The sequence below is a fragment of the Klugiella xanthotipulae genome, assembly GCF_006716695.1.
GTDB lineage: Bacteria > Actinomycetota > Actinomycetes > Actinomycetales > Microbacteriaceae > Klugiella > Klugiella xanthotipulae.
Genome location: NZ_VFPN01000001.1, coordinates 932,214 through 955,430 on the forward strand (window position 1 = coordinate 932,214; position 23,217 = coordinate 955,430).

At 65.0% G+C, this 23,217-nt stretch carries 14 protein-coding genes; 4 read left to right on the plus strand and 10 right to left on the minus strand.

Annotated elements, in window-relative coordinates; translation table 11 throughout:
• Positions 1-41: 41 nt before the first annotated feature.
• Complete coding sequence (locus FB466_RS04190) at positions 42-2,684, plus strand: AAA family ATPase (protein ID WP_141916104.1); 2,643 nt, start codon at positions 42-44, stop codon at positions 2,682-2,684.
• Between the two features lie 84 nt (positions 2,685-2,768).
• Here the strand turns inward: FB466_RS04190 and FB466_RS04195 are convergent, their stop codons facing one another.
• From FB466_RS04195 to FB466_RS04210, 4 genes are all read right to left on the minus strand, one after another.
• Complete coding sequence (locus tag FB466_RS04195; RefSeq protein ID WP_141916106.1) at positions 2,769-4,493, minus strand: dipeptide ABC transporter ATP-binding protein; 1,725 nt, start codon at positions 4,491-4,493, stop codon at positions 2,769-2,771.
• A complete protein-coding gene (locus tag FB466_RS04200; protein WP_141916815.1) occupies positions 4,490-5,482 on the minus strand; it encodes an ABC transporter permease in 993 nt (330 codons plus the stop codon). The genes FB466_RS04195 and FB466_RS04200 overlap by 4 nt, the downstream gene beginning before the upstream one ends.
• Positions 5,483-5,586: 104 nt before the next feature.
• Positions 5,587-6,669, minus strand: coding sequence for an ABC transporter permease (locus FB466_RS04205; RefSeq protein WP_211344773.1), 1,083 nt, complete (start codon positions 6,667-6,669; stop codon positions 5,587-5,589).
• 121 nt (positions 6,670-6,790) lie between these two features.
• On the minus strand, positions 6,791-8,431 hold the full coding sequence (locus tag FB466_RS04210) for an ABC transporter substrate-binding protein (RefSeq protein WP_141916108.1): 1,641 nt from the start codon (positions 8,429-8,431) through the stop codon (positions 6,791-6,793).
• 389 nt (positions 8,432-8,820) lie between these two features.
• Here FB466_RS04210 and FB466_RS04215 point away from each other — a divergent pair, with 389 nt between their 5' ends.
• From FB466_RS04215 to FB466_RS04225, 3 genes are all read left to right on the plus strand, one after another.
• The gene (locus FB466_RS04215) at positions 8,821-11,178 is read left to right on the plus strand and encodes an immune inhibitor A domain-containing protein (RefSeq protein WP_211344748.1); all 2,358 of its coding nucleotides are present in this window, start codon (positions 8,821-8,823) and stop codon (positions 11,176-11,178) included.
• 122 nt (positions 11,179-11,300) lie between these two features.
• Positions 11,301-11,789: a hypothetical protein gene (locus FB466_RS04220; RefSeq protein ID WP_141916110.1), complete on the plus strand. Its 489-nt coding sequence runs from the start codon at positions 11,301-11,303 to the stop codon at positions 11,787-11,789.
• Positions 11,790-12,359 carry a TlpA family protein disulfide reductase gene (locus tag FB466_RS04225; protein WP_141916112.1) on the plus strand — a complete coding sequence of 190 codons (570 nt, stop codon included), beginning with the start codon at positions 11,790-11,792 and terminating at the stop codon, positions 12,357-12,359.
• A gap of 85 nt (positions 12,360-12,444) precedes the next feature.
• Here FB466_RS04225 and FB466_RS04230 read toward each other — a convergent pair whose 3' ends face one another.
• The 6 genes from FB466_RS04230 to FB466_RS04250 form a co-directional block, all read right to left on the minus strand.
• Positions 12,445-13,191: an SAM-dependent methyltransferase gene (locus FB466_RS04230; protein WP_141916114.1), complete on the minus strand. Its 747-nt coding sequence runs from the start codon at positions 13,189-13,191 to the stop codon at positions 12,445-12,447.
• Between the two features lie 247 nt (positions 13,192-13,438).
• A complete protein-coding gene (locus FB466_RS04235) occupies positions 13,439-14,938 on the minus strand; it encodes a sigma-70 family RNA polymerase sigma factor (protein ID WP_141916115.1) in 1,500 nt (499 codons plus the stop codon).
• Between the two features lie 68 nt (positions 14,939-15,006).
• Positions 15,007-20,241 (minus strand): Ig-like domain-containing protein, encoded by a 5,235-nt coding sequence (locus FB466_RS04240; RefSeq protein ID WP_141916117.1) that lies wholly within the window; start codon positions 20,239-20,241, stop codon positions 15,007-15,009.
• A gap of 474 nt (positions 20,242-20,715) precedes the next feature.
• A complete protein-coding gene (locus tag FB466_RS13425) occupies positions 20,716-20,892 on the minus strand; it encodes a hypothetical protein (RefSeq protein WP_170206020.1) in 177 nt (58 codons plus the stop codon).
• A 288-nt stretch (positions 20,893-21,180) separates the two neighbouring features.
• Positions 21,181-21,399 (minus strand): hypothetical protein, encoded by a 219-nt coding sequence (locus FB466_RS04245; RefSeq protein ID WP_141916119.1) that lies wholly within the window; start codon positions 21,397-21,399, stop codon positions 21,181-21,183.
• A gap of 267 nt (positions 21,400-21,666) precedes the next feature.
• Positions 21,667-23,202 carry an RNA polymerase sigma factor gene (locus FB466_RS04250; RefSeq protein ID WP_141916120.1) on the minus strand — a complete coding sequence of 512 codons (1,536 nt, stop codon included), beginning with the start codon at positions 23,200-23,202 and terminating at the stop codon, positions 21,667-21,669.
• Positions 23,203-23,217: the final 15 nt, after the last annotated feature.

Sequence of the window (23,217 nt, forward strand, 5' to 3'; positions counted from 1 at the left end):
TAACATTGGGGATTGTTTCTTTTTGAAAGCGAACTTCACTCGTGAAAGAGCACCTCCCGCCCCCACTTGTCAGTGTCCTCGATGCAACAAGCGAAACCTGCCTGATCGTCAGCGGCACCAGCGGCATCGGCAAAACAACCCTGCTCCGCACTGCCGCCCGTCATTCAGGCCTGCCGACGAATTGGGTGAGCATCGCCGCTGACGAGGCCGACTGGCCCTTCTCCGGTCTCAGCGCCTTCCTCGCCACCCTGCGCACGTCACTTTTCGACAAACTCTCCGATCTCCTCGACCCCGACAACGTCTTCACGACGGCCCGGCGCATCCACCGCACCCTCCGCACCCGCTCGGCACCGCACACCCTCTTCTGCGTGGACGACGCCGACCTCCTCGACCCGGCGAGCGCCCGGGTGGTGAACTACCTCGCCCGACGCCTCACCGGCACGGGCCTGTCACTGTTGATGACCACAACAGACGCGACCAAGCCCACCCCGTTTGCTGCCCTGCCCACCCTCGTGTACCCCGGTATGCCCGCTCCGGCCATGACTGCCCTGGTAACCGCCCACGCCGGGCGGGATATTCACCCGGCCGTTCGGGATCACATCGTGCTGGTCGCCGAGGGAAACCCCACAACGGCCATCGAATTGGTTGATGGCCTCACCGAGACCCACCTGACCGGACGTCACCTTCCGGTGGTCCCCCTCAGCGTGGGACCGCGCACAATGGCCCGTGTGACCGCCCAGCAACACGCCGCCGCCGAACCCGGCACCGACGCCCTGCTGGAGCATCTGTCCACCGCCGGCTACACGCCGGTGGCGAGCCTCACCGCACTGATGCCGCACGCCCTCCCCGCCCTCGACCACCTCGAACGGCACGGCCTCGTGAAGCGCACCAACGACACGGCACAGATCGTCTCGATGGCGCTGCGCTGCGCCGTCTACTGGGGGATGGATACCGCTACTCGCCTGGCGCGGCACGCCGCCCTCGCCGCGGTGGCCGCCCCCGACACGGCCGAACACGTCTGGCACGCCAGCTTCGCACAGCCTGCCGAGGGTGAGCCCGATGCCGATGGCAACGCGCTCCTGGCCCACTCCGTGTCGCTCGCGACCCCGGAAACGGCGCACATCGCAGCCCAGTTTGTGGCCCGAGCCCTGCACCTGGGCGTCTCCTCACCGGATGAAGCGGATACCCTCCTGCGGCTCGCAACCGAATTCCTCCAGCTCGGGTGGCTCGGCCACGCCCGGCTGTACACGGAGTACGCACTGGAATCGCACACCTCGGCGCGTACCCGCCTCAGACTCGTCACGATGATGGTGCAACTCCAATTCCTGTCCCATCACATCGTCTTCGACACGGTCGCCCTGGACACCCTGCAACACTACGCGAACGAGCTCCCCGACGAAGCGGTGCAACTGCTCGCCCAACTGGTCATTTACCGCACCGAGCGTTGGGAGCCGCAGATCGCGCGGGGCTACGCCACGCTGCTGCGCGACCTACTGGGCCAAACGACGACACCTTCCCGCCGGGTGGGCATGCGCGCCCTGGCCCTCCTCTCGACCGAAAGCGACGGTCACGTAGACAGCGGCTGGGCGCGGCGCGGCACCTCCCAGGCGTTCCTGAACGCGGCCCGCACCGGCGACACCGCCGACCTGATCGACCGGGCCCGGATGCTCAGCCTGGCCGAGCAGTACGACGAGGCCCGCGAGATCTACCGTCTGCTCCTCAACCGCACCGCACGGATCAACCACCTCGCCGAGTTGACCGTGCGAATGGGTGCCCTCGAAAACGAGTTCCTGGCAGGCAATTTTCGCGAACTATTCACCTCCGCCGCAGCCCTCAGCCACACGAACGTTGCGCCCGGATTTTGCCACCCCACAGGCGTCCTGGTCGAGGCGCTGTATCGGCTAGAGGATGATGATGAGCACCCCGTCCAGGAGGTCCTCGACCGACTCTACTCACGCTACAACGCCGACAAGAACCCCCACCTCTCGGCACGGATGGACGCCCACCGTGGAAGCTACGAGCTCACAACGGGCAACCTGAACAATGCCAGGCGACTCCTGCTGCGCGCCCAGGCGGCGGCCACCCACGTGCCGAAACACTTCATCCGGCTCGACGCCGAACTGGTAGAAACGCTCGTTCGAATGGGCCAGATGGAGGAGGCGAAAAAGGTCACAGCAGCCCTCAGGACCGCCGTGGCCAGCTGCCCCTCACGCTGGGGCGCGCTCGCGCTCAACCGCTGTCTAGCGTTGATCGCGGACCCCGAGGAGTCCGTAGACCGGTTCACGACGCTCATCGGGTCCTACTCAATCACCGACTCCGGTTATGATCACGCCCGGGCGCTGAGCGCCTTCGCACGGCGGCTCGACGCCCTCAACATGCCCCGCGAGGCGAGGCGGCACGAACAGATGGCAGTCGCCGGCTTCCAAACGGTGGGCCTTCCCCGCTGGGCCAGAGCCCTCACACACGATGCCAATACCCCCACAACCAGTCTGGAGGAAAACCTCAACACCGAGGAGCTACGCATCGCCGACCTCGTCGCCCAGGGTCTGCGCACCAACGAGATCGCCAGCAGGGTACTCATGTCGGTTCGCTCGGTGGAGTCTCGACTCACCCACATCTACCGCACGCTGGGGGTCTCCTCCCGCTCCGAGGTCGCGGGGGCGCTCCGCCGGTTTGTGGGGTAACTTTGTGGGATAACGCAGAGAGCCCTCGTCGCACCGCGGTGTGGATTCAAGCGGTGCGACGAGGGCGCTCTGCTGTGCCGGACGCTACGACACGAGGGCCCGGAGCGCCTCACGGCGCTGGGCCTGCTCAACCGGGTCCGGCACGGGCAGCGAGGCCAGCAGGCGCTGGGTGTAGGGGTCCTTCGGCGAGCCCAGAACCTCCAGGCCGGTTCCCTCCTCCACCAGCTTGCCCTTGTAGAGCACGGCGATGCGGTCGGCGAGCAGATCCACCACGGCGAGGTCGTGGCTGATGAACAGGCAGGCGAAGCCAAACTCTTTCTGCAACTCAGCGAAGAGTTCCAGCACTCGCGCCTGCACCGACACGTCAAGCGCCGAGGTGGGCTCGTCAGCGATCAGCAGGCGCGGGTCGAGGGCAATACCGCGCGCGAGGCTGGCACGCTGACGCTGTCCACCGCTCAGCTCGTGCGGGTAGCGGTCGCCGTAGGCGCGGGGCAGTTGAACGGCTTCCAGCAACTCATCGACGCGTGCGCGCGCATCCTGGGCATCCGCGGCGCGTTTGTGGATCACGAGCGGCTCGGCGACGCACTCCGCGACGGTCAGCAGCGGGTTGAAACTCGACGCGGGGTCCTGAAAAACGAAGCCGATGTCTTTGCGTACCCTCGTGAAGGCGCGCTCCTTGACACCGTTCATCTCTTGGCCCAGGACAGTGAGCGACCCGCCGGTCACCCGGTTGAGACCCGCGATGGCACGGCCGGTGGTGGTTTTACCCGAACCAGACTCGCCCACGAGGCCGAGCACCTCGCCCTCACGAATATCGAAGCTGATACCGTCAACGGCGACAAACCCGCCGCGACCCATCCGGCCGGGAAACTCGATGCGCAGGTCGCGGGCGCTCACGAGTGGCGTTTTCGCCTGCCACTCGGCGTCACGCTCGGCCGTACGTGCCCGGGTCTGCGAGAGCCCCTGTCCGATGCGCGGCACCGCGGCGAGCAGCGCCCTGGTGTAGTCCTGCTCGGGGTGGGCGAAGAGTTTCGTGGTCTCCGCCTCCTCAATCAGCTTGCCCTGATACATCACGGCAACGCGGTCGGCCAGGTCAGCAACTACCCCCATATTGTGCGTGATCAGCACAATTGCGGTACCAAAGTCGTCACGACAGCGGCGCAGCAGGTCAAGGATCTCAGCCTGCACGGTCACGTCGAGCGCCGTCGTGGGTTCGTCGGCCACGATCAGACCGGGGTCGAGAACGAGCGCCATCGCGATGATGATGCGCTGCTTCTGCCCGCCCGAGAACTGGTGCGGGTAGTAGTCCACCCGGGTCTCCGGCTCCGGGATGCCCACTCGGCCCAGGATCTCAATCGCGCGTTCCCTGGCTTCCTTCTTGCTCACGTTGCTGTGCGCCCGGATGCCCTCCGCGATCTGCCAGCCCACCTTGTAGACCGGGTTGAGCGCGGTCGAGGGCTCCTGAAACACCATCGACACGTCTGCCCCGCGCACCTCGCGCAGCTGTTTCTTGCTGAGCGAGATCACGTCGTTGGATTTACTGCCATCCTTGCTGCGCAGCACAACCGCGCCCCGGGTCGTGGCGGTTTCGGGCAGAAGACCCAGGATGGTCTTTGCGGTCACGGTCTTACCGCTACCGCTCTCACCCACAATCGCGAGAACCTCGCCGGGGCGAACCGACAGGGTCACATCGTCAACAGCTTTGACCGCCCCGCGGTCGGTTGAGAACGATACGGAGAGATTCTTGATGCTGACAACGTCCGTGGTGGACGGGTCAACGGGGGTGTCGGATGCTGGTGTCTGGGTCATGACCGTACCTCGCCTGGTTCGTCGCCAATAGGATCGGGAGTTTCGAGGCCGTCGAGCCCGCCGGGTCCCGCGGTGAGCGTGCCACCGGGCACAACAGACGTCTCGGCCACATCACCCGAGGCCGCCGATACGGCCCGCCGACCGCGCAGGCGCGGATCGGCCAGGTCGTTCAGGCTCTCGCCCACGAGCGTGATGCCCAGCACCACGAGCACGATGGCGACACCCGGGAAGAGCGCCGTCCACCAGATACCGGTCGAGACATCCGACACGGCCTTGTTGAGGTCAAAACCCCACTCGGCCGCGGCGGTCGGCTCAATACCGAACCCGAGAAAGCCGAGACCGGCCAGGGTGAGGATGGCCTCGGAAGAGTTGAGCGTGAAGATGAGCGGCAGCGTGCGGGTCGCGTTGCGCAGCACATGGCGGAACATGATCCGCGAACTGCTAGCCCCCACCACGCGGGCCGACTCCACGTAGGCCTCCGCCTTGATCCGCACCGTCTCGGCCCGGATCACGCGGAAATACTGCGGGATAAACACCACGGTAATCGAGATGGCCGCGGCAAGTATCCCGCCCCACATACTCGACCGCCCGCCCGAGATCACAATCGACATCACGATCGCGAGCAACAGGGAGGGGAACGCGTAGATCGCATCGCAGAGGACCACGAGGACGCGGTCGAGCCATCCACCAAAGTAGCCGGAGACGAGGCCGAGCAGCACGCCCAGGAAGATCGAGAAGACCACGGCGATCACGATCACGAAGAGCGCGGTCTGCGACCCCCATACCACCCGCGAGAACACGTCATAGCCACCCACGGTGGTGCCCCAGAGGTGCTCTCCGCTGGGGGGCTGTTGGGTACCGAAGGCGAGAGAATCGGCTTTGCGCTGGGCGAAGCCGTAGGGCGCGATCAGCGGGGCCAGGAGGGCGGTGAGTACAAAGACGCCGGTAATCACCAGGCCGGTGATGAGCATCCCGCGCTGCCAGCCCATGCTCTGCCGCAGTTGATGCACCACGGGGAGGCGGGAGAAGAAGCCGCCCGTGCGGGGCGTCTTAAAGGAGAGTGCTTCCGTCTTTGGAGCGGTGGTGTTCACGGTTAGTACCTCACTCGTGGGTCGATGAGGGCGGCGATGATATCCACCAGAAAGTTGGTGACGGCCACCACAACCGCGAGCAGCGCCACGATTCCCTGCACGGCGACGAAGTCTCGCGATTGGAGGTACTGCGAGAGCTGGAAGCCCAGCCCCTTCCACTCGAAGGTGGTCTCGGTGAGCACCGCGCCCGCGAGCAATAACGCAATCTGCATCCCGATCACGGTGATGATCGGGATCAGCGCGGGGCGGTAGGCGTGCTTGCGCACGAGCCGAAACTCGCCCACGCCGCGCGAACGGGCGGCATCCACATACTCCGTGGAGAGTGTGCCGATGACGTTGGTGCGCACCAGCCGCAGGAACACACCGGCGGTGAGCAGGCCCAGGGCGACGGCGGGCAGGACGGCGTGCTGGAGGACATCCGCAATAACGGCCGAATCGCCCGTTTGTATCGCGTCGATCAGATAAAAGCCGGTTTTATTCGGCAAGATTTGCATCTGTAACTCGGAGCCGGTGGAGGCTCGACCCGCAACGGGCAGCACCTTGAGCCAGACCGAAAAAACCAGCTTGAGCAGCAGGCCCGCAAAGAACACCGGGGTGGCGTAGCAGAGGATCGCGAACACGCGCAGCGAGGCATCGGTGCCCCGATCTCGGCGGTAGGCGGCGAGCATACCGAGCGGGATGCCCACGACGAAGGCCACAATCAGCGCGTACACTGCCAGCTCAGCCGTGGCCGAGCCGTACGTCACGAGGATCGTGGTCACCGGGCGGTTATCGCTCAGGGTGGTGCCGAAATCGCCACGCAGGATGTTCCCCAGATACTCGATGTACTGGATGAACAGCGGCCGGTCATAACCGGCCTGGTGGATGCGTTCGGCGAGTTGGTCGGGGGTCAACCGGCCGCCCTGGGCGGCCGTGATGGGGTCCCCAGTGGTCCGCATCAGAAAGAAGACCACGGTGACCAGGATGAAGATGGTGGGGATAATCAGCAGAAACCGCACGAGGAGGTAACGACCGAATCCACCTCCCTTGGGCTTATGTGCGGGGGATGGAGGCGAGGCGGGCGGCGGCCCCACCTCGGTGCTCACAGATGCTATCGACAATTTTTTCCTGTTCTATCGGTGCTGACCACCGGCGAGCAGGGGGCGGCCAACGGAAGTTGACCGCCCCCACACTCACACGCGAGTTAACGCTGACTCGTGGCTCAGACTATCCCTTGACCAGGGCCCCGTAACGGAACTTGAACGAGGCGTCCAGGGTGTCCTGGGTGCCCGTGATGTTGGTTCCGGTCACGGCGATCTGGTCACCCTGCAGGTAGGGCAGAGTCGAGAGGTCGGCAGCAACCTTGTCCTGGACGTTCTCGATCAGGGTGGTGCGTTCGGCCCGGTCGGGGGTGACAGCCTGCTTGAGGATCAGGTCGTTCACCTCGGGGTTATCGTAGTGGTTGACCAGGAAGTTCTCCTTCAGGAAGAACGGCGTGAGGTAGTTGTCGGCATCCGAGTAGTCGGGGAACCAGCCGAGCTGGTAGACCGGGTAGACATCCGTTGTACGGTCCTTGTTGTACTGAACCCACTCGGTGGTCTGCAGGTCAACCGCGAAGAGGCCGTCGGCCTCCAACTGATCCTTAATCAGCGCGTACTCGTCACCCGAGGAGGGGCCGTAGTGGTCGTTGCTGTACTGGATGCTGACCTTCACCGGGGTCGTGACTCCGGCGGCTTCCAGGCGTGCCTTGGCGGCCGCAGCATCCGGTCCACCCTTCTTGTCTCCGTAGAGGGGCTTGAGCGACTCGGTCGCACCGGTGAGACCGTCAGCCACGTAGGAGTACAGGGGCGTGTATGTGCCCTTGAAGACCTGGTCGGCAATCTCCTCGCGGTCGATCAGATCGGCCATCGCCTGACGCACAGCGAGGGACTTAGTCTCATCGGCTTCGGCGGTGGTCGCACCGTAAGGCATGGTGTTGAAGTTGAACACGATGTAGCGGGTCTCGCCACCGGGGCCGTTCACAACCGTGACCTTGTCGTTCTTCTTCAGGTCATCGATATCGGTGGCCGAGAGGCTGCGGAACGCCACGTCAATGTTGTTCTCCTGGATGTCGAGCTTGAGGTTCGACGACTCCGTGTAGTACTTGGCGTTCACGATGTCGTTCTTCGCCAGGCCCAGGATGCCCTTGTAGTCGGGGTTGGCCTTGTACCCGATGAGGTTGTTGATCTCGTAGCTCGTAATCGAGTACTGGCCCGCAAAACCCTTGCCCTTCACAATATCGGCGTCCTTGGTGACAGCGTCGGCTGAGAAGGTATCTTCGTCCACGATGGGGCCGGCCGGGCTCGACAGCACCTGCGGGAAGGTCTGGTCATTACCCTGCTTCAGGGTGAAGACCACGGTGGTGTCGTCCGGTGCGGCAATCGTGTCGATGTTGTACAGCAGCGACGCGGGGCCGTTGGGGTCGTTGATCTTCAGCTGACGGTCAAACGTGAATTTAACATCGGAAGAGGTCAGCTCGTTGCCGTTGGCAAAGGTGAGGCCCTCTTTGAGTTTCACCGTGTACTCGGTGGGCGTGGTGAACTCGGCTGATTCGGCGATATCGGGAGCGACATCCGGGCTACCGTAGGGCGTGTTCATGAGGAACGGGTAAATCTGGTTCATCACCACAAACGAGCCGTTGTCGTACGCGCCAGCCGGGTCGAGGCTCGTCACCTTGTCGGTGGTGCCGACCGTGATCGTGCCACCGGCTGCGTTTTTGTTGTCATTTCCGTCGGAGGTGTTGGAACATCCGGTTGCCAGGAGGGCGATTGCTGCGGCGCCCCCCACGGCGGCGAGTACTCGCCTCTTGGTTGTGAATGCGGAGGTCATTAAGGCCTTCCCCTTCTGATCTTCGTTGATTGCAGTGCAGGAACCACCCAGGTGTGCGATCTCATGGGCGATTTGACGCTTAACCTAGCACAGCGCTTGCTAACACGGGCATAGTCGCCACCCCGTTTTGCGGCGACGCCCCCACCGGTTCCGGGACAACTTTGGCACCGGTACTAGCGAAGGTAGTGAGTAGCATACTACTATTCTGTAAAATTACACCTATCACATCGTGACGGGGAAAAGCCCTCCAAATCCTGTGGATGCGGCTTGCTACCCGTATGAATGTGCTGTAAATACACTGGCTGCGGTTCCTGCAGTCGCACAGTAACACTCCGCGCCAACACAGCCGTTGCGCGGAAAACCCCCTTGGAAACCAGGAGATTGAATCTGTGAAGTTCACAACCCCCCTTTCCCTCCGACGGTACCGGCGCACCGGTATCGCACTGGTCACGGCAGCCGCCGTTATCAGCATGGGAGCCCTCTCAACCAGCGTGGCGAGCGCTGCGCCCGCCGAACCGGTGGACCCCTCCGTTCTCGAACCGGTAGACCCGCAAAACTGGCAAAATATGGACGATATGACCTGGGATGATTACACCCCCATCCCGGGTGCCAACTGGGTCAACGAGACCGAGGGTTCCCAGCGCGCCTTCAAGGGTGCCATCGTGCTTCTTGACTTCTCTGACCAGGACTTTCTGGTTACGCAGGCCGATAAGTCGCACGTCTTCGGCAACCCCTCGGGCCTCTCAGCCCCGATCCCCCGCGAGGAGGTTCCGCAGTTCTACGTTGACCTGCTGAACAAGCCCAGCACCCTCAACCACGGCCGCACCATCAACGAATACTGGATGGAACAATCCAACGGCCGCATCAGCGTCGATATGGAGGCTTTTGGTCCCTACGAACTGCCCGGTAAAATCCACGAGTACGGCCTGAACGACAGCTTCAACAAGCCGAACGCCACCTCGTGCCCCCAGGGCGACACCTGCAACAAGGTCATCCGCCCGGATGCCCTCAGCCTGTGGTCGGCGGATATGGGCGTGGCTAACCCCCTCGCCGAGTTTGACGAGGTCTTCTACGTCACCGCCGGTCACGACGAGTCCTCCACCTGGGAGGAGTTTGGCCAAATGGTCTTCGCCTCACCCGAGCAGGTCACGGACGACTTCGGCCCGCCGCGCGATGCCAACGGTAAAGCGTACGACCAGAACGGCAACGAGATGACCAACTGGGCCAAAACCCGGTATGTGCCCTGGACCTCGTGGGCAGCGGCGACCAGCCACTGGCCCAACGCAAACTTCCCGACGGCGACCAACGCCGGAAACTCCACCCAGGCCGAATCCTCGGGAATGGGCACGTTTGCGCACGAGTTCAGCCACATCCTCGGCATCTCGGACAACTACGGAAACCCGTACGGTACGGACGCCAACGACGGTGGCGCCCTGCGCGACCCGAGCGGCCCGTACGATGTGCTCGGGCGCGGCTCGTTCAACGGCCCGGGCGGAACCCACAAGCGCTGGGGAGTCCCCTCGGTGGCCGGTGGATCGCAACCTGCCGGCGTGGCCCTGCGCAACCGGATCAAACTCGACATCATTGATGAGGCCAACGTGGTCAATGTGACCCGCTCGCAGGTCGCAGCCCAGGGATCCCTCGTGACCAACCTGCTGTCGCGCGCGGTGACGAAAGAGGACCGCAAGCTGGGCATCAACCTGGTGCTGGACGGCGGTGACAAGTCAACGGGTCTGTGCACGCGCAAGGAGAAGTTTGACTGTGACGGCGGAAGCTTCGACAACTACACCCTGGAGGTCGTTGACCGGATGGGCACGGACTCCTTCCAGCCCGACGCCGGTGTGTTGCTGGCCAAGACGAAGAATGCGGATCGCAACCCCTTCATCTGGACAATCGATGCCAACCCACAGGACATCGACACGCTCGACTACGTGCGCGCCGACGGTACCCCCATCAAGATCACGCGCGGCGACCAGCGCCAGCTGAACGACGCGCTGTTCCACGCGGGCAATAACTCGGGCTCCGAGTTTGAGTACGTGGACGAGGCCAACCGCCTGCACTTCTACGTGGTCAACCAGCAGCGCGATGCGCAGGGACTGCTCAGCTACGATGTGGCCGTGCGTTCACTCGACAGCGCCGGACCGCAGACCCGCGGCGTCGCCCTGGGCGACGGAACCTTCACGGGCACCTCGGACAACGAAATCGTGGAGCTGATGGTTCCCGTCACCAACAGCGGTGGCGCGGTGAAAGACGCCTCGGCGAACAGCGACATCTACCGGGTCTCGACCTCGATTGACAGCACGGAGTGGAGCACCCACACCGCCAGTTCGATCGTGACGGTCCCCGCCGGTGAAACCGTCAACGTTCCCGTCTACGCCTCGCGCGCCGCGGTTGCCGCAGCGAGCGCTCGCGCCCTGGCTGCCGGGGTGAACCCCACGGTTTCCGTGACGGTCACCTCGGAGAACGACCCGACCGCGACGGCCACCCTGGCCGCCAAGATCCCCACCCCCGCGGTGGGCCCGGGAACGAACCCGGGAACCAACCCCGGCACCAACCCGGGAACGGACCCGGGAACCGCGGGCGGCAACGCTGGCGGCACCAGCGGTGGCGCAACCGGCGAGCTGACCAACACGGGTGGCGAAAACCTGGCCCCGTTTGGTCTGGCCGGGCTCGCACTGCTCCTCCTGGGGGCGGTCCTCACGGGCGTGACGGTGCGTAACCGTCGCCGCGAATCGTTCATCGACTAGCACCATCACGGTGCGGGGATGCGGCCACACACGCCACGTGGCGGCCGCATCCCCGCACCGCTTGTGTGGCGTGCACCGCACCCGCGCTAACCCTTCCCCCTGCTCTTCGACGAAAGATCCGAGTGACACACACGACGCGAACGAACCGCGGCCTGCTGCGAGGCGCACTCACGCTGGCCGGGCTGGGCCTCACGCTCACGGGGTGCACCGGAACCGGCGACCCCGCCCACCCGATCACACTTGTGGTACGGGATGCCGCCCTCCGCGAAATCGGCGCGGATTGCGCCGGGGCCACCCCCTACAACTACGTCCACGCGGGCACCGAGCTGCGCTTCCTAACCGCAGAGGGCACCCTCGCCGACAGCCACACCCTCTCCCCCGGCGTCGCCGTGGCCGCGGACGACCGCGACTACGGCGAGGCCACCCGCGTACCGAGCCTGTGCCGCTTCACGGTGGACGGTAGCGCGCTGACCGCGGGGACCACCTACACCCTGTCCTTTGGCGACCGGAAGAGCCAAGATTTCACCTACCAACCGGGCGAGACGGCCGAGGCTGACCCCGTCATTGCTCTCCCGCCCCTGGGCGACCCCACCACGGAGGACACCGACTAAATGCGCGCCACACACACACCCCGGATCCTGGCCCTCGCCACCGCGGGCCTCCTCGCCACCGCGCTCTCGGGCTGCACCGGGGCACCGGACGGTGGGCTCGACACCCTCCCGACGGCCGCACCCACCAACGCCACCATGACCCCGGCCGAGGATGCCGTGCCCGCCCCCGCGTTCGACGCACTCCTCGTTGACGGCGCGACCGTGCCCTCCGCGGATCTATGGAAAAATACCCCGGTCATCCTGTACTTTACGGCCTCGTGGTGCACGCAGTGCGCCGAGCAGCAGGACGAGATCAACACCATCGCGAAAGACTATGACGGTGCCGTGACCGTGGTCCTCGTGAGCAGCGACGACTCGCTCACGGATGCGCAGAAACTGGCCACCGACAGCGCGACCCCCGGCCCGGTCATCTTCGACACCGGCGGAGAGATCACCCGACGCTACGCCGTGACCGAGCCCCCCGCAACCGCCATCGTAGACACCAACGGCGGAATCGTGAAGATGTGGCTGGGCGGCGGATCGGCGGGGCAGATTCGCGCGGCACTGGACGAGGTTGTCGCGGTGAAGTAGTGTTGCTCGCGCGCGGCGGTGACCCCTTGGCGGGCGGGCAGACAGACGTTCTGCCTGCCCGCCCGCCCGCCGCGGAGAGGTTGGGTTAGCGCGCGATCAGCGCGAAGACGCCCCAGCCGAAGTGAGCGCGGGTGCAGGCCGCGTACTGCTGCGGCTCGGTCACCAGCAGGCGGCGGACCTCGTCGTGCAGTTCGTGATCCGGGTGAGCATCCGCCCACCGGCGCATACTCAGCCACTGTGCCGCCTGGTAGCGGTCCCACGACTCCTCGGTCGCGCAGATCATCTCCACGACGTCGTAGCCCTGCGCACCGAACGAGGCGAGCAGATCCGGCAGGGTCAGGTAGTCCTCAGCAGACTGCACCCCGCACCCCGCCAGGATATCCGGGGAGGTGGGAACGGTACGCCAATACGGCTCACCGACCAGCAGCATCCCACCGGGGGTCAGGCTCCGGCGCAACAGGTCGAGGGTGCCGGGCACCCCGCCGCCGATCCAGGTCGCGCCGACGCAGGCCGCGATATCCACCGGCTCCTCGGCGACGAAGCCGGAGGCGTCGGCCTCAACAAACTGAACGGCACCACTCACACCAAGCTCGTCGGCTCGGGCCCGGGCGGAGGCGATGAAGTCGGGATTGAGGTCAACCCCCCGGCCGGTGATCTGATGATCGCGTGCCCAGCTCGACAGCATCTCTCCGGACCCGCAGGCCAGGTCGAGGACGCGGGTCCCGGCGCGCAGATCAAGCGCGGCACCGAAGTCGGCAAGCTGCCGCTCGGTCAGGGGGTTGTGAATGCGGTGAGCGGACTCACGGATTGAAAAAATACGAAGGTCGAACATGATGGTGCTCCTTGCACTGGTTTCGGTAGTTGTTTGTGTAGGAACGGGTAAAACCGTTCCCCAGCACCGGGACCGTCATCTGGCATCAAACCTTCTGTGATCACCCTCTCGCCGATTGCGACCGGGTGGGCTCCTCTGAGCCATAAAAAACACGGTACCATCTGCTCGCACCATCCGGCGCACCATCCGTGCGTCGAGGAAGGCACCGACCCGCCGCACAGACAGAAACATCCGGGAGAGCTACCCGCTAGGCCGCCGTCACGACCACGCGCGGCAGACGAGAATCGTGGGCGTGCAACGCAGTCGCGGTAAAGGTCAGCGTATAAGAGCCGCTCACCCGCTGCGCCGCGGAGGGGGTGCAGATAATCGCACCGTCGCCCCGGGTGCACCCGGGCGGCAGATCGTCCACGGCGACCCCCGCGTCGGGGTACACGGCGAGCCGATACGCGCCCGCATCGGCCGGATGCGTCACGGTCAGTTCAACGGGACTCTCGGGCACCCCCATCAGGAACTCCACGGAGGGCTCCCCCCAAACCGCCGCGACGGAGGGCAGTTCGGAGGCGGCCAGCAGAGACGAGGGCACCAGGCATCCCCATCGGTCGCCGTTCGACACGACCAGTGGGTCAGACCCCACCGCACCGGAGGGCGCGGCGGCATCGGCCAGCGGCGAGCCTGCCGTCAACGCTCCGTCGTAAAAAACCGTTGACGACGACTCCTCTACGGGGGAATCCGCCCCGGCCGGGTCGCCCGGGCTGTCCAGGCCGGAGTCCACCCCGACAAACCCCGCTCCGCTCCGCTCTGGCGCGAGGGCCTCAACACCACGCCCGGGAGAAGAACTGAAAGCGGCAACGATACCCCACCCCGTCAGAAAAAGAATCACGGCGATACCGCACACGCGAAACGTGAGAGAGAAGAACCTGCTGCGCCTTGACCGGGTTCCTGCCACCCGAGTATCGGCGAGGCGGGCACTGTGCACGGCCGAATCGGCCCCCCGAAGAGCGCCCAGCCCCTCCGCGAGGGGGTACGCCAGACCGGCCAGCGACAGGGCCCCCAGGGGCAGGCGCAGGCCGCGCATCCGCCGCACCGTCTCGGCGCACTCCTCACACGTATCGAGGTGCTCCTGGACGACCTGGGCTTTACGCTCGGAGGCTCGTCCGCGCACATACGCGGCCAGTTGGGCGCGATCGAGCACCTCGCACAGGGCCCCCTCGGGCGTGATGTGAACGAGGTAGCTCACGCGCAGCGCCTCACGCGCCCGGTGCGCCACCACGTAGGCCGTGGACTCGCTCAGCCCCAGCGACGTGGCGACCTCCGAGAACTTGCGGCCCTCCACCTCGCTCAGGTACAGCACCTGCTGGCTGCGCTGTGGCAGCTCAGCAAACGCCGCCCGGATGGCCTCCGCATCCCACGTGGTCTCGGCCCGGCCGGGAGCCTGCACCGGGACCGCCTTGTCGGAGAGACCCACCAGGTCATCCACCTGGAACTCGTGGCGCCTCTTCCGCCAGCTGTTGATGATCTCGTGGCGAATCGACACCCGAACGTAGGAGTCAAAGGTGTCCGCGGTGGGGCCCACGCCACGCCGCACCGAAGCTAAAAGGTTAAGGAAGGTCTCCCCCACAACATCCTCCGCACCGGAGACGTCACCGGAGATGGTGCGTGCGTACGCGTGCAGGTGAGTGATGCTGCGCGAGAACCGCTCGGCAAATTCGTCCTCCGTGAGCGTGCCGCCCTGGTGCCGTGTTGTCATGAACCCTCCCGTGTTAAGTCAAAAGGTGTGCGGGGCAGGCGAGTAGCCCACCCCGCACACGGTGCCCGCTAGAGCGAGTGCGTTTCCGAGCTCAGCTCGTCGCGCGCGTCACGTCGGCGGCGCAGAACCACCAGGGCCGCACCGGAGACCAGACCCAGCAGGGCGAGTACCGCGGTGGCCGGGATGCCAGCCGAGCCGGTCAACGCCAACGAACCGGCCCTGCCGTCCGTGGCCTCGGTCGCGCCGAAAGCACCGCCCGCCGCGTTCACCGTCACAATCGTGGTGGCGATGTTACCGGCAGCATCGGTCGCGGAGACCGCGACGCGGCTCCCCGGCGCGGCAGCCGGGCTCAGCCCGATGTCGAAGCGCCCATCCGGTCCGGTCGTGCCGGTGCCGATCACGCGGCCCGACTCATCCCGCACGGTGATCTTCGAGCCCGGCTCAGCCGTGCCCGTCACCCTGGTGCCGTCGGTCGGGTCCACCACGGGCGCGGTCGGGGCGGTGTGGTCCACCGTCTCCGGTGTCGGCTCCGAGCGGTTGCCCGCCGGGTCCGTCACGATAACCTCAATCAGTTCGCCATCCGGGAGGGGGGTTGTCGGCACAAACCTGAACGTGCCGTCCGGGTTCACCGTCGCCTCGCCGTCAATCGGCCGACCATCCTTATCCGTGACGATCACGGTGCCACCCGGCTCGGCTCCCGATCCGGTCACCACGGTGCCGTCAGTCGGGTTCACGAGCGGGGGCTTCGGGGCCGTCTGATCGACAACAACGATCGTCGGCTCGGAGACGGTACCCACGGAGTTCTCCACGGTCACCGACACGGTGTCGCCCTCCGTGAGCGTGTGACCCGGGGCCACCGGAATCGTCCAGGTGCCGTCCGGCTTGACCGTGGTGGTCAGCTCGGTGCCATCCGGCAGGGTGGCCGTGATGGTCCCGCCGGGAAGGGCGGTTCCGGTCAGCGTCTCACCCGTCGTGGGGGCCACATACGGCGGCAGCACGGCGGAACCGTCCACCCTTGTCGTCGCGGGGAGCGAGACGTTGCCCACACCATCCGTCGCGGTGACGAGCAGCACCGTGCCATCCGGGATGGCCGGGCTGAACGGCAGCTCGTAGAGACCGTTCGCATCCACGAGGGTCGTGCCCAGGATGGTGCCATCCGAGTCGGTGATCGTCACGGTCGTGTTTGGCTCGGCCGTGCCGCGCACCACAGAACCGTTGGTTGGGTTGACCGTCGGGGCCTCCGGAGCGGTCGTGTCGATCTCCACCGGGGTGGGGGTCGAGACGTTGCCGGAGGGGTCGGTCACGATAACCAGGACCGTGTCGTCCTCCGTGAGCGGCACCTCGGGCACAAACGTGATCGTACCATCAGGGTTGACCGTCAGCTCACCCAGGATGGGCGTGCCGTTTCCGTCCACCACCGTGGCTGTGTCGCACTCGTCGATGGGCTCAATCACCACGGTGGAGCCGTTGGACGGCTTCGTCACCGCGGGGGCGGGCGGAGTCTGGTCCACGATCACCGCGACCGGCGCGGAGTCGGTGCCCTCGGGGTTGGTCGCAATAACCGTCACCGTCTCGCCGTCCGTGAGCGTGTGACCGGGAGCCACCGGAACCGTCCAGGTACCGTCCGGCTTAACCGTGGTGGTCAGCTCGGTGCTGTCGGGAAGGGTCACGGTGATCGTGTTTCCGGGAACACCGTTACCGGTCACCTCGGTACCGTCGGTGGGGTTCACCACGGGGGCATCCACGGGGGCGTTGTTCACGGTTGTCGTCGCGGGCTGCGAGACGTTACCGGCCGCATCCGTGGAGGTGACGAGAAGAACCGTGCCATCGGGAATCCACGGGGAGAACGCCAGCTCGTAGGTGCCTGCGGCATCCACGGGAGTCGTGCCGAGGATGGTGCCGTCCGCGTCCCGGATCGTGACCGTCGTGTTGGCCTCGGCTGTGCCACGCACCACCGAACCGTTCGTCGGGTTCACCGTCGGAGCGGCCGGGGCCTGCGCATCCACCGTCACCGACGCAGGAGCACCCACGTTACCCGCGGCGTCCATCGGGGTCGCCGTCACCACCGTGCCGTGCGGCAGGGGTGTCGTCGGCACAAAACGCACCGTCCCATCAGGATTAATCGTCGTCACACCCGGGATGACCGTGCCAGAACCATTCGTCCAGGTCACCGTATCCGTGGGGTCAACCGTGCCACCCGTCACCTGTGTGCCGTTCGTCGGGTTCAGATCAATCGCCTCGGGCGCGGTCTGGTCCACAACTACCGTCACCGGCTGCGAGTGCGTCCCCTCCGGGTTCGTCTGCACAACCGTCACCGTCTCGCCGTCCGTGAGCGTGTGACCGGGAGCCACCGGAACCGTCCAGGTACCGTCCGGCTTAACCGTGGTGGTCAGCTCGGTGCTGTCGGGAAGGGTCACGGTGATCGTGTTTCCGGGAACACCGTTACCGGTCACCTCGGTACCGTCGGTGGGGTTCACCACGGGGGCATCCACACCGGCGTTATTGACCGTCGTTGTCGCGGGAAGCGAGACGTTACCGGCCGCATCCGTTGAGGTCACCATGAGAACGGTGCCGTCCGGAATCGACGGGGTGAAGGGCAGTTCGTACCGGCCGGTGCTGTCCGAGGGGGTTGTGCCGAGGATGGTGCCGTCCGCGTCCCGGATCGTGACCGTCGTGTTGGCCTCGGCTGTGCCACGCACCACCGAACCGTTCGTCGGGTTCACCGTCGGAGCGGCCGGGGCCTGCGCATCCACCGTCACCGACGCAGGAGCACCCACATTACCCGCAACATCCTTCGGAGTCGCCGTCACCACCGTGCCGTGCGGCAGGGGTGTCGTCGGCACAAAACGCACCGTCCCATCAGGATTAATCGTCGTCACACCCGGAATAACCGTGCCAGAACCATTCGTCCAGGTCACCGTATCCGAAGGATCAACCGTGCCACCCGTCACAAACGTGCCATTCGTCGGATCCAAGCTAATCGCAGCAGGAGCCTGCGCATCCACCGTCACCGACGCAGGAGCACCCACATTACCCGCAACATCCTTCGGAGTCGCCGTCACCACCGTGCCGTGCGGCAGGGGTGTCGTCGGCACAAAACGCACCGTCCCATCAGGATTAATCGTCGTCACACCCGGAATAACCGTGCCAGAACCATTCGTCCAGGTCACCGTATCCGAAGGATCAACCGTGCCACCCGTCACAAACGTGCCATTCGTCGGATCCAAGCTAATCGCAGCAGGAGCCTGCGCATCCACCGTCACCGACGCCGGAGCACCCACATTACCCGCAACATCCTTCGGAGTCGCCGTCACCACCGTGCCGTGCGGCAGGGGTGTCGTCGGCACAAAACGCACCGTCCCATCAGGATTAATCGTCGTCACACCCGGAATAACCGTGCCAGAACCATTCGTCCAGGTCACCGTATCCGAAGGATCAACCGTGCCACCCGTCACAAACGTGCCATTCGTCGGATCCAAGCTAATCGCAGCCGGTGCCTGCGCATCCACCGTCACCGACGCCGGAGCACCCACATTACCCGCAACATCCTTCGGAGTCGCCGTCACCACCGTGCCGTGCGGCAGGGGTGTCGTCGGCACAAAACGCACCGTCCCATCAGGATTAATCGTCGTCACACCCGGAATAACCGTGCCAGAACCATTCGTCCAGGTCACCGTATCCGTGGGATCAACCGTGCCACCCGTCACAAACGTGCCATTCGTCGGATTCAAGCTAATCGCAGCAGGAGCAGTGGTGTCCACCGTGAACGTTAGGGGGTTACTCGCCGGCGAGCTCGTGCCGCCAGCATCCACCACAAACGCGTTTACCGTGACAGCGCCCTCGGGCAGCACCACCGTGCTCGGGCAGGACCAGGAACCATCGGCAGCCGCAACAACCGTGCACAGCACAGTCCCGTTGGGCAGACGAACCTCTACCGGCAGACCAGCAACACCGTTGCTACCCGAGAATGTGGGCTTCGTGGTCTTCAGTACCGAACCGTTTGTTGGGCCCGACAGGGTCGGTGCCTGCGCCGGGGCCACCGTCACCGCCCAGTCCTCCACCTCGCCAGAATCCGCAAATCCCGTCGCAACCGCAGCCTGCGCCGCGTTCTCCGAGGTGCGGATACGCAACCAGGATGCTCCCGACGAGGTCATCGCCGAGGCCGGAACGGTAAACGACTTGGCACCGTTACCCCCCGCGACGCTGACCTTCTCGCCGTTATCAAACGTGCCGTTGCGGTTACCGTCCACCCACAGCGTCGAGGTCGCCGAGTGACCGGCCAGCAGGCCGTTCACTGCCACACCGCTCACCGTATAGGGCTTGCCCACCTGTGCGGCCGGGGCCGACACCAGGGCGTCGTTTGTGTCCGTCGCCTGCACCTCGGGAGTCGTCACCGAGGCGGTTGACGTGGAATCTGCGGTCACGTCGGCACCCAGCGAGAGACCCGTCGAGACGTGCGAGGCCGCACCGTAGGAGGCGGGCAGCGCCGTGCTTCCACCGGCCAGGTCCTCATCAACCGTGACCACAAACTGCACATACGGCAGGGTAGTCGAACTGTCGCCCCCGCTGCCTTCCACGCGGTGCTTCAGGGCCTCCATCGAAAACTGTGCCGACTCCACCGTGCCGGTCAGCTCCACCGTGCCACAGCCAAAAGGCGAGGTCTCTGGGTGGAGAGCAGACACGACACACCGGTCAGTACCGTCCACTATGAACAGCCCATTCACTGCCGGGCTGATCACAGAACCCGAGACATTCCAGCCGTTCCAGCCCGCCTTCGGCGTCAGGGTCGGCATCGAGGGGCTCGCCGAGGTCAGGGTCATCCTCGGAGCATGTGATGTGTAATATGCTGAACCGCTACTCATGGCTCCGCCGAGCGAAACCAGGTGCAGTCGGGGGTTCTTCACGGGACGGTTGAACGTCAAGGTAAGATCCCCCATCGCGTCCCAGACGTCCACCCCGGTATAGGTCTTCGTGCCGGATACCCGGAAGAGGGGTGAGTCCTGAGTAAATACGGATGTGGGACTTGCGTATGCGGCGTAGCTGCTAAAGGTACCCGTCAGCATGGTCACCCCGATGTCGGAGCCGCCCTGCGACGACACATCCGCGGTCACCGTCAGCCCGCTCGGAAATACAACGGTGCTTCCCGTAGCAGTTGCACCAGGCCCCTGATAAGCCTCGGCCGTCGTTGCGGGCAGTGCCAGACTACCCAGAGACAGCCCACCCGCAAGGGCGACGGCCAGTGTTCGAAAAGCCCTCCGCTTTAACGGATATTGACCCGTTCGGTGGCGTGTTAAAATAGTCACTTCGTTGAAATCCCCTTAGTTTGCGATGGTGTGCTGTTGTGCTGTTGTGCTGTGACAGCACGCTTCATCCGACCGGTCGGCACAAGACCGGTCACCACTCACCAAGTGGGCCCACACATTGGAGTGGTGGCCTGCTCAGCGCTGCCAGGGTTAATACGTACGTAGGTACGGCATCCTTACACCACGGTGCAAAAAAATTTGCCAACGTCTCACTACAGACAGGATCCCCCTCCGCGCGAGTGCACATCCCGCGCGGATTCTTCCCGCTGAAAAACATCCCCAAGACAAAATCCCCAAGATATTATCCCCAAGATTTAGGGTACTTAACTTTCGCCCCCAGCTCAAGACTCCACACCCAACGCCCAGGGTCTTCCCACCGAAAGGCGGCTAGGGTCTGCTGTCGGTTTGGCTGAACTATCGACACCATGAACCGTCATTTAGCGCCACAAATACAATGCCATATAGCCCCAATGTTCACACTGGACCGTCTGACCAGCCACCGCATTGGTACCCGAAAAGGTCGGGGTCGTCGTCGCGAGAAGCGAACCGGTTGCGGGGGCGGTCAGGGTCACCGTCAAGCCACGCGGCGGTCACCGCGGTACCGCTGGGCAGGCCGCTCATGGGCACGGAGAGCGGGTAGCCCTTACCCACCTGCGCATTGGCCAGCGGAGCGACAAATGCGTCGTTGGTGTCGGTGGACTGCTCGGTGGGGGTTGCCCCGGCAGCGGGCTCATCACAACTCTCCGCGCTCAGGTCGTGAGGGGGGACACAGTGGTCGAGGTGACGGCCCAGCCCAAGAATCCTGTCGTGCGGGCGAAGGTGGGGGCGCTCGGTGTGCCCGAGGCGACGGTCATTCGGAGCGCGATATAGGTGCTATCGGGCGCGAAACCGCTCAGCCGGGTCAACGATGAGGTCGATTGGATTGCGTCGGCCGGGCTATTAGGTCCCGTTTCTCGACGCAAAGTACATATCTACCGGTGCGGTTGATGACAGCGACGGGATGCCATGGCCCCCATTCTCAACCGTCGTGGTGACGGTCACTCCGCTGGGCATCGTGAACGTGGCACCATCGGAAGTTGTTGGTTGGTAGGCACTAGCCGGGCTGGTTCCCAGCGCCAGCATACCCGCAACGAGTGTTCCGGCCGTGGCGGCAGCCACAAGTTTTCGACCTAATCGACCCGTATGGGTTGGTCTTGTAATAACGAAATAAGCACAGTGAGGCTTCCCCCTTAAGAATGATGAACGATTCGGATACCCCTGCCGATTGTTCGGTGTCCCCTCAGAAACCGCGATGTGATCGTCTCTGCAGCGCCACACCCCGCGCAATTTCATAGGCATTCAATCAGTAGCGAGAAACCAGCCGCATCATTACACGAAGAGACAAAAAATTTGCGCCCGATGCCCCCACCCTGTGCACCACCACCCTCACGAAGGCGAGAGTGATGCAGCAGAGAGCGAACCCGTGACCACCCGCACCGCGGGCAGGCGAGAGTCGGCACCCGGCAACACGGTGGCCGTAAAGCTGAGCGTGTACGTGCCGGCTGAGGCCTGAGCCGCCGTCGGAGCGCACGTCGCCACCCCCTCCACCCGGGTGCAGCCAGCGGGCAGGAGGTCGAAGGCGACCCCGTCTCCCGGCAGAACCTCAACGCGGTAGTCGGAGCCCCCGCCCCGATTCACCACCGTCAGGTCAATGCGACTGAGTGGCTTTCCGAACAGGAAATCCTCCGAGGGCGCGTCCCAGGTGGCCGAGACCGGCCCGGATGCGGTGAGTAACTGTGCGGGAACCAGGCAGGCCCCCTCCTCTCCGTTCTCCCGCTCCGGCAGCAGGCCCAGACGGCTGCCCAGGTTCTGGGCGCCGAAGCCTCCACCCACCGAGTCGGTCGTACTCCCATCGGGTTGCACAGCCGGGTCAAAATCCGCAACGGCGTCCTGGCTGCCGCGTGGCTCACCCGCCTGGACCTGAGCGTCGGATTCTGCGGGCGCGGAGACAGTGGTGTCGCCCCGGCCATCATCCACCGGAACGCTCAGATCTTCCTGCGCCCCCGCCGTACCGGACAGGGCCACGGCAACACCACCGGTAACGAGAACCACTGCGGCCACAAGAGTAATGATCGAGCCCAGGGCTGAGGGGCTCGACACACTTCCACCCATCAGACCCCACAATCGGGTGGTGGTGAGCCGGGTAATCAGCGCCTGCAGCGGCGTTGCCGGTGCCAGCGAGGCGACCTGCGCGAGTGACCCGGAGAGACCCACCACGGTGAGGGCGGCGATGGGGAGTCGTAGCGCGCGCATCCGACGAACCGTCGCCGCACACGTCGCGCAGTCGGCGAGGTGGTTCTCAATGTTCTCGGCCCGGCGGGCGGGAGCCCGGCCCCGGGCAAACGCGGCCAGGCGGGCGCGGTCAAAGCGACCGCACACGGCGTCCTCCGGAGTGGTGTGCACCAGGTAGCTGACCCGCAGCGCCTCACGGGCGCGGTGCGTCACCACGTAGGTGGAGCTCTCACTCAGACCTAGCAAGCGTGCGATATCGGCGGTTTTTCGATCCTCCACCTCGCTCAGGTACAGCACCTGTTGACTGCGGGTCGGCAGCTCAGTGAAGGCCGCGCGGATGGCGGTCACGTTCCAGGTGTGTTCGGCCACCTCGGGGGTGTATGCCGGGAGGCTGTGATCGGTCACCTCGGTCAGGTCATCCACCTGGATCTCGTGGCGCAGTCGGCGGCGCTGACTCACGATCTCGTTGCGAATACTCACACGAACGTAGGATTCAAAGTTTTCGGCGGTGGGTCCCACCCCGCGACGTAGCGACGCCATGAGCGCGAGGAAGGCATCGCCCACCACATCCTCAGCGACAACCGGGTCCCCCGCAACCGACAGGGCGTAGCGGGACAGCGGCCCCATAGTGCGCGAGAAGCGTTCGGCGAATTCGTCTTCTGTGAGACGTTTTCCGTCGTGTGATGTCATCGTGTGTTCCCTCTA

What these genes read in the sequence shown, in the direction of transcription:
- FB466_RS04195 (WP_141916106.1), bottom strand. Translation starts at nt 4,493, where the DNA reads ATGACCCAGACACCAGCATCCGACACCCCCGTTGACCCGTCCACCACG.
- FB466_RS04200 (WP_141916815.1), bottom strand. Translation starts at nt 5,482, where the DNA reads ATGGGCTGGCAGCGCGGGATGCTCATCACCGGCCTGGTGATTACCGGC.
- FB466_RS04210 (WP_141916108.1), bottom strand. Translation starts at nt 8,431, where the DNA reads ATGACCTCCGCATTCACAACCAAGAGGCGAGTACTCGCCGCCGTGGGG.
- FB466_RS04225 (WP_141916112.1), top strand. Translation starts at nt 11,790, where the DNA reads ATGCGCGCCACACACACACCCCGGATCCTGGCCCTCGCCACCGCGGGC.
- FB466_RS04230 (WP_141916114.1), bottom strand. Translation starts at nt 13,191, where the DNA reads ATGTTCGACCTTCGTATTTTTTCAATCCGTGAGTCCGCTCACCGCATT.
- FB466_RS04235 (WP_141916115.1), bottom strand. Translation starts at nt 14,938, where the DNA reads ATGACAACACGGCACCAGGGCGGCACGCTCACGGAGGACGAATTTGCC.
- FB466_RS04250 (WP_141916120.1), bottom strand. Translation starts at nt 23,202, where the DNA reads ATGACATCACACGACGGAAAACGTCTCACAGAAGACGAATTCGCCGAA.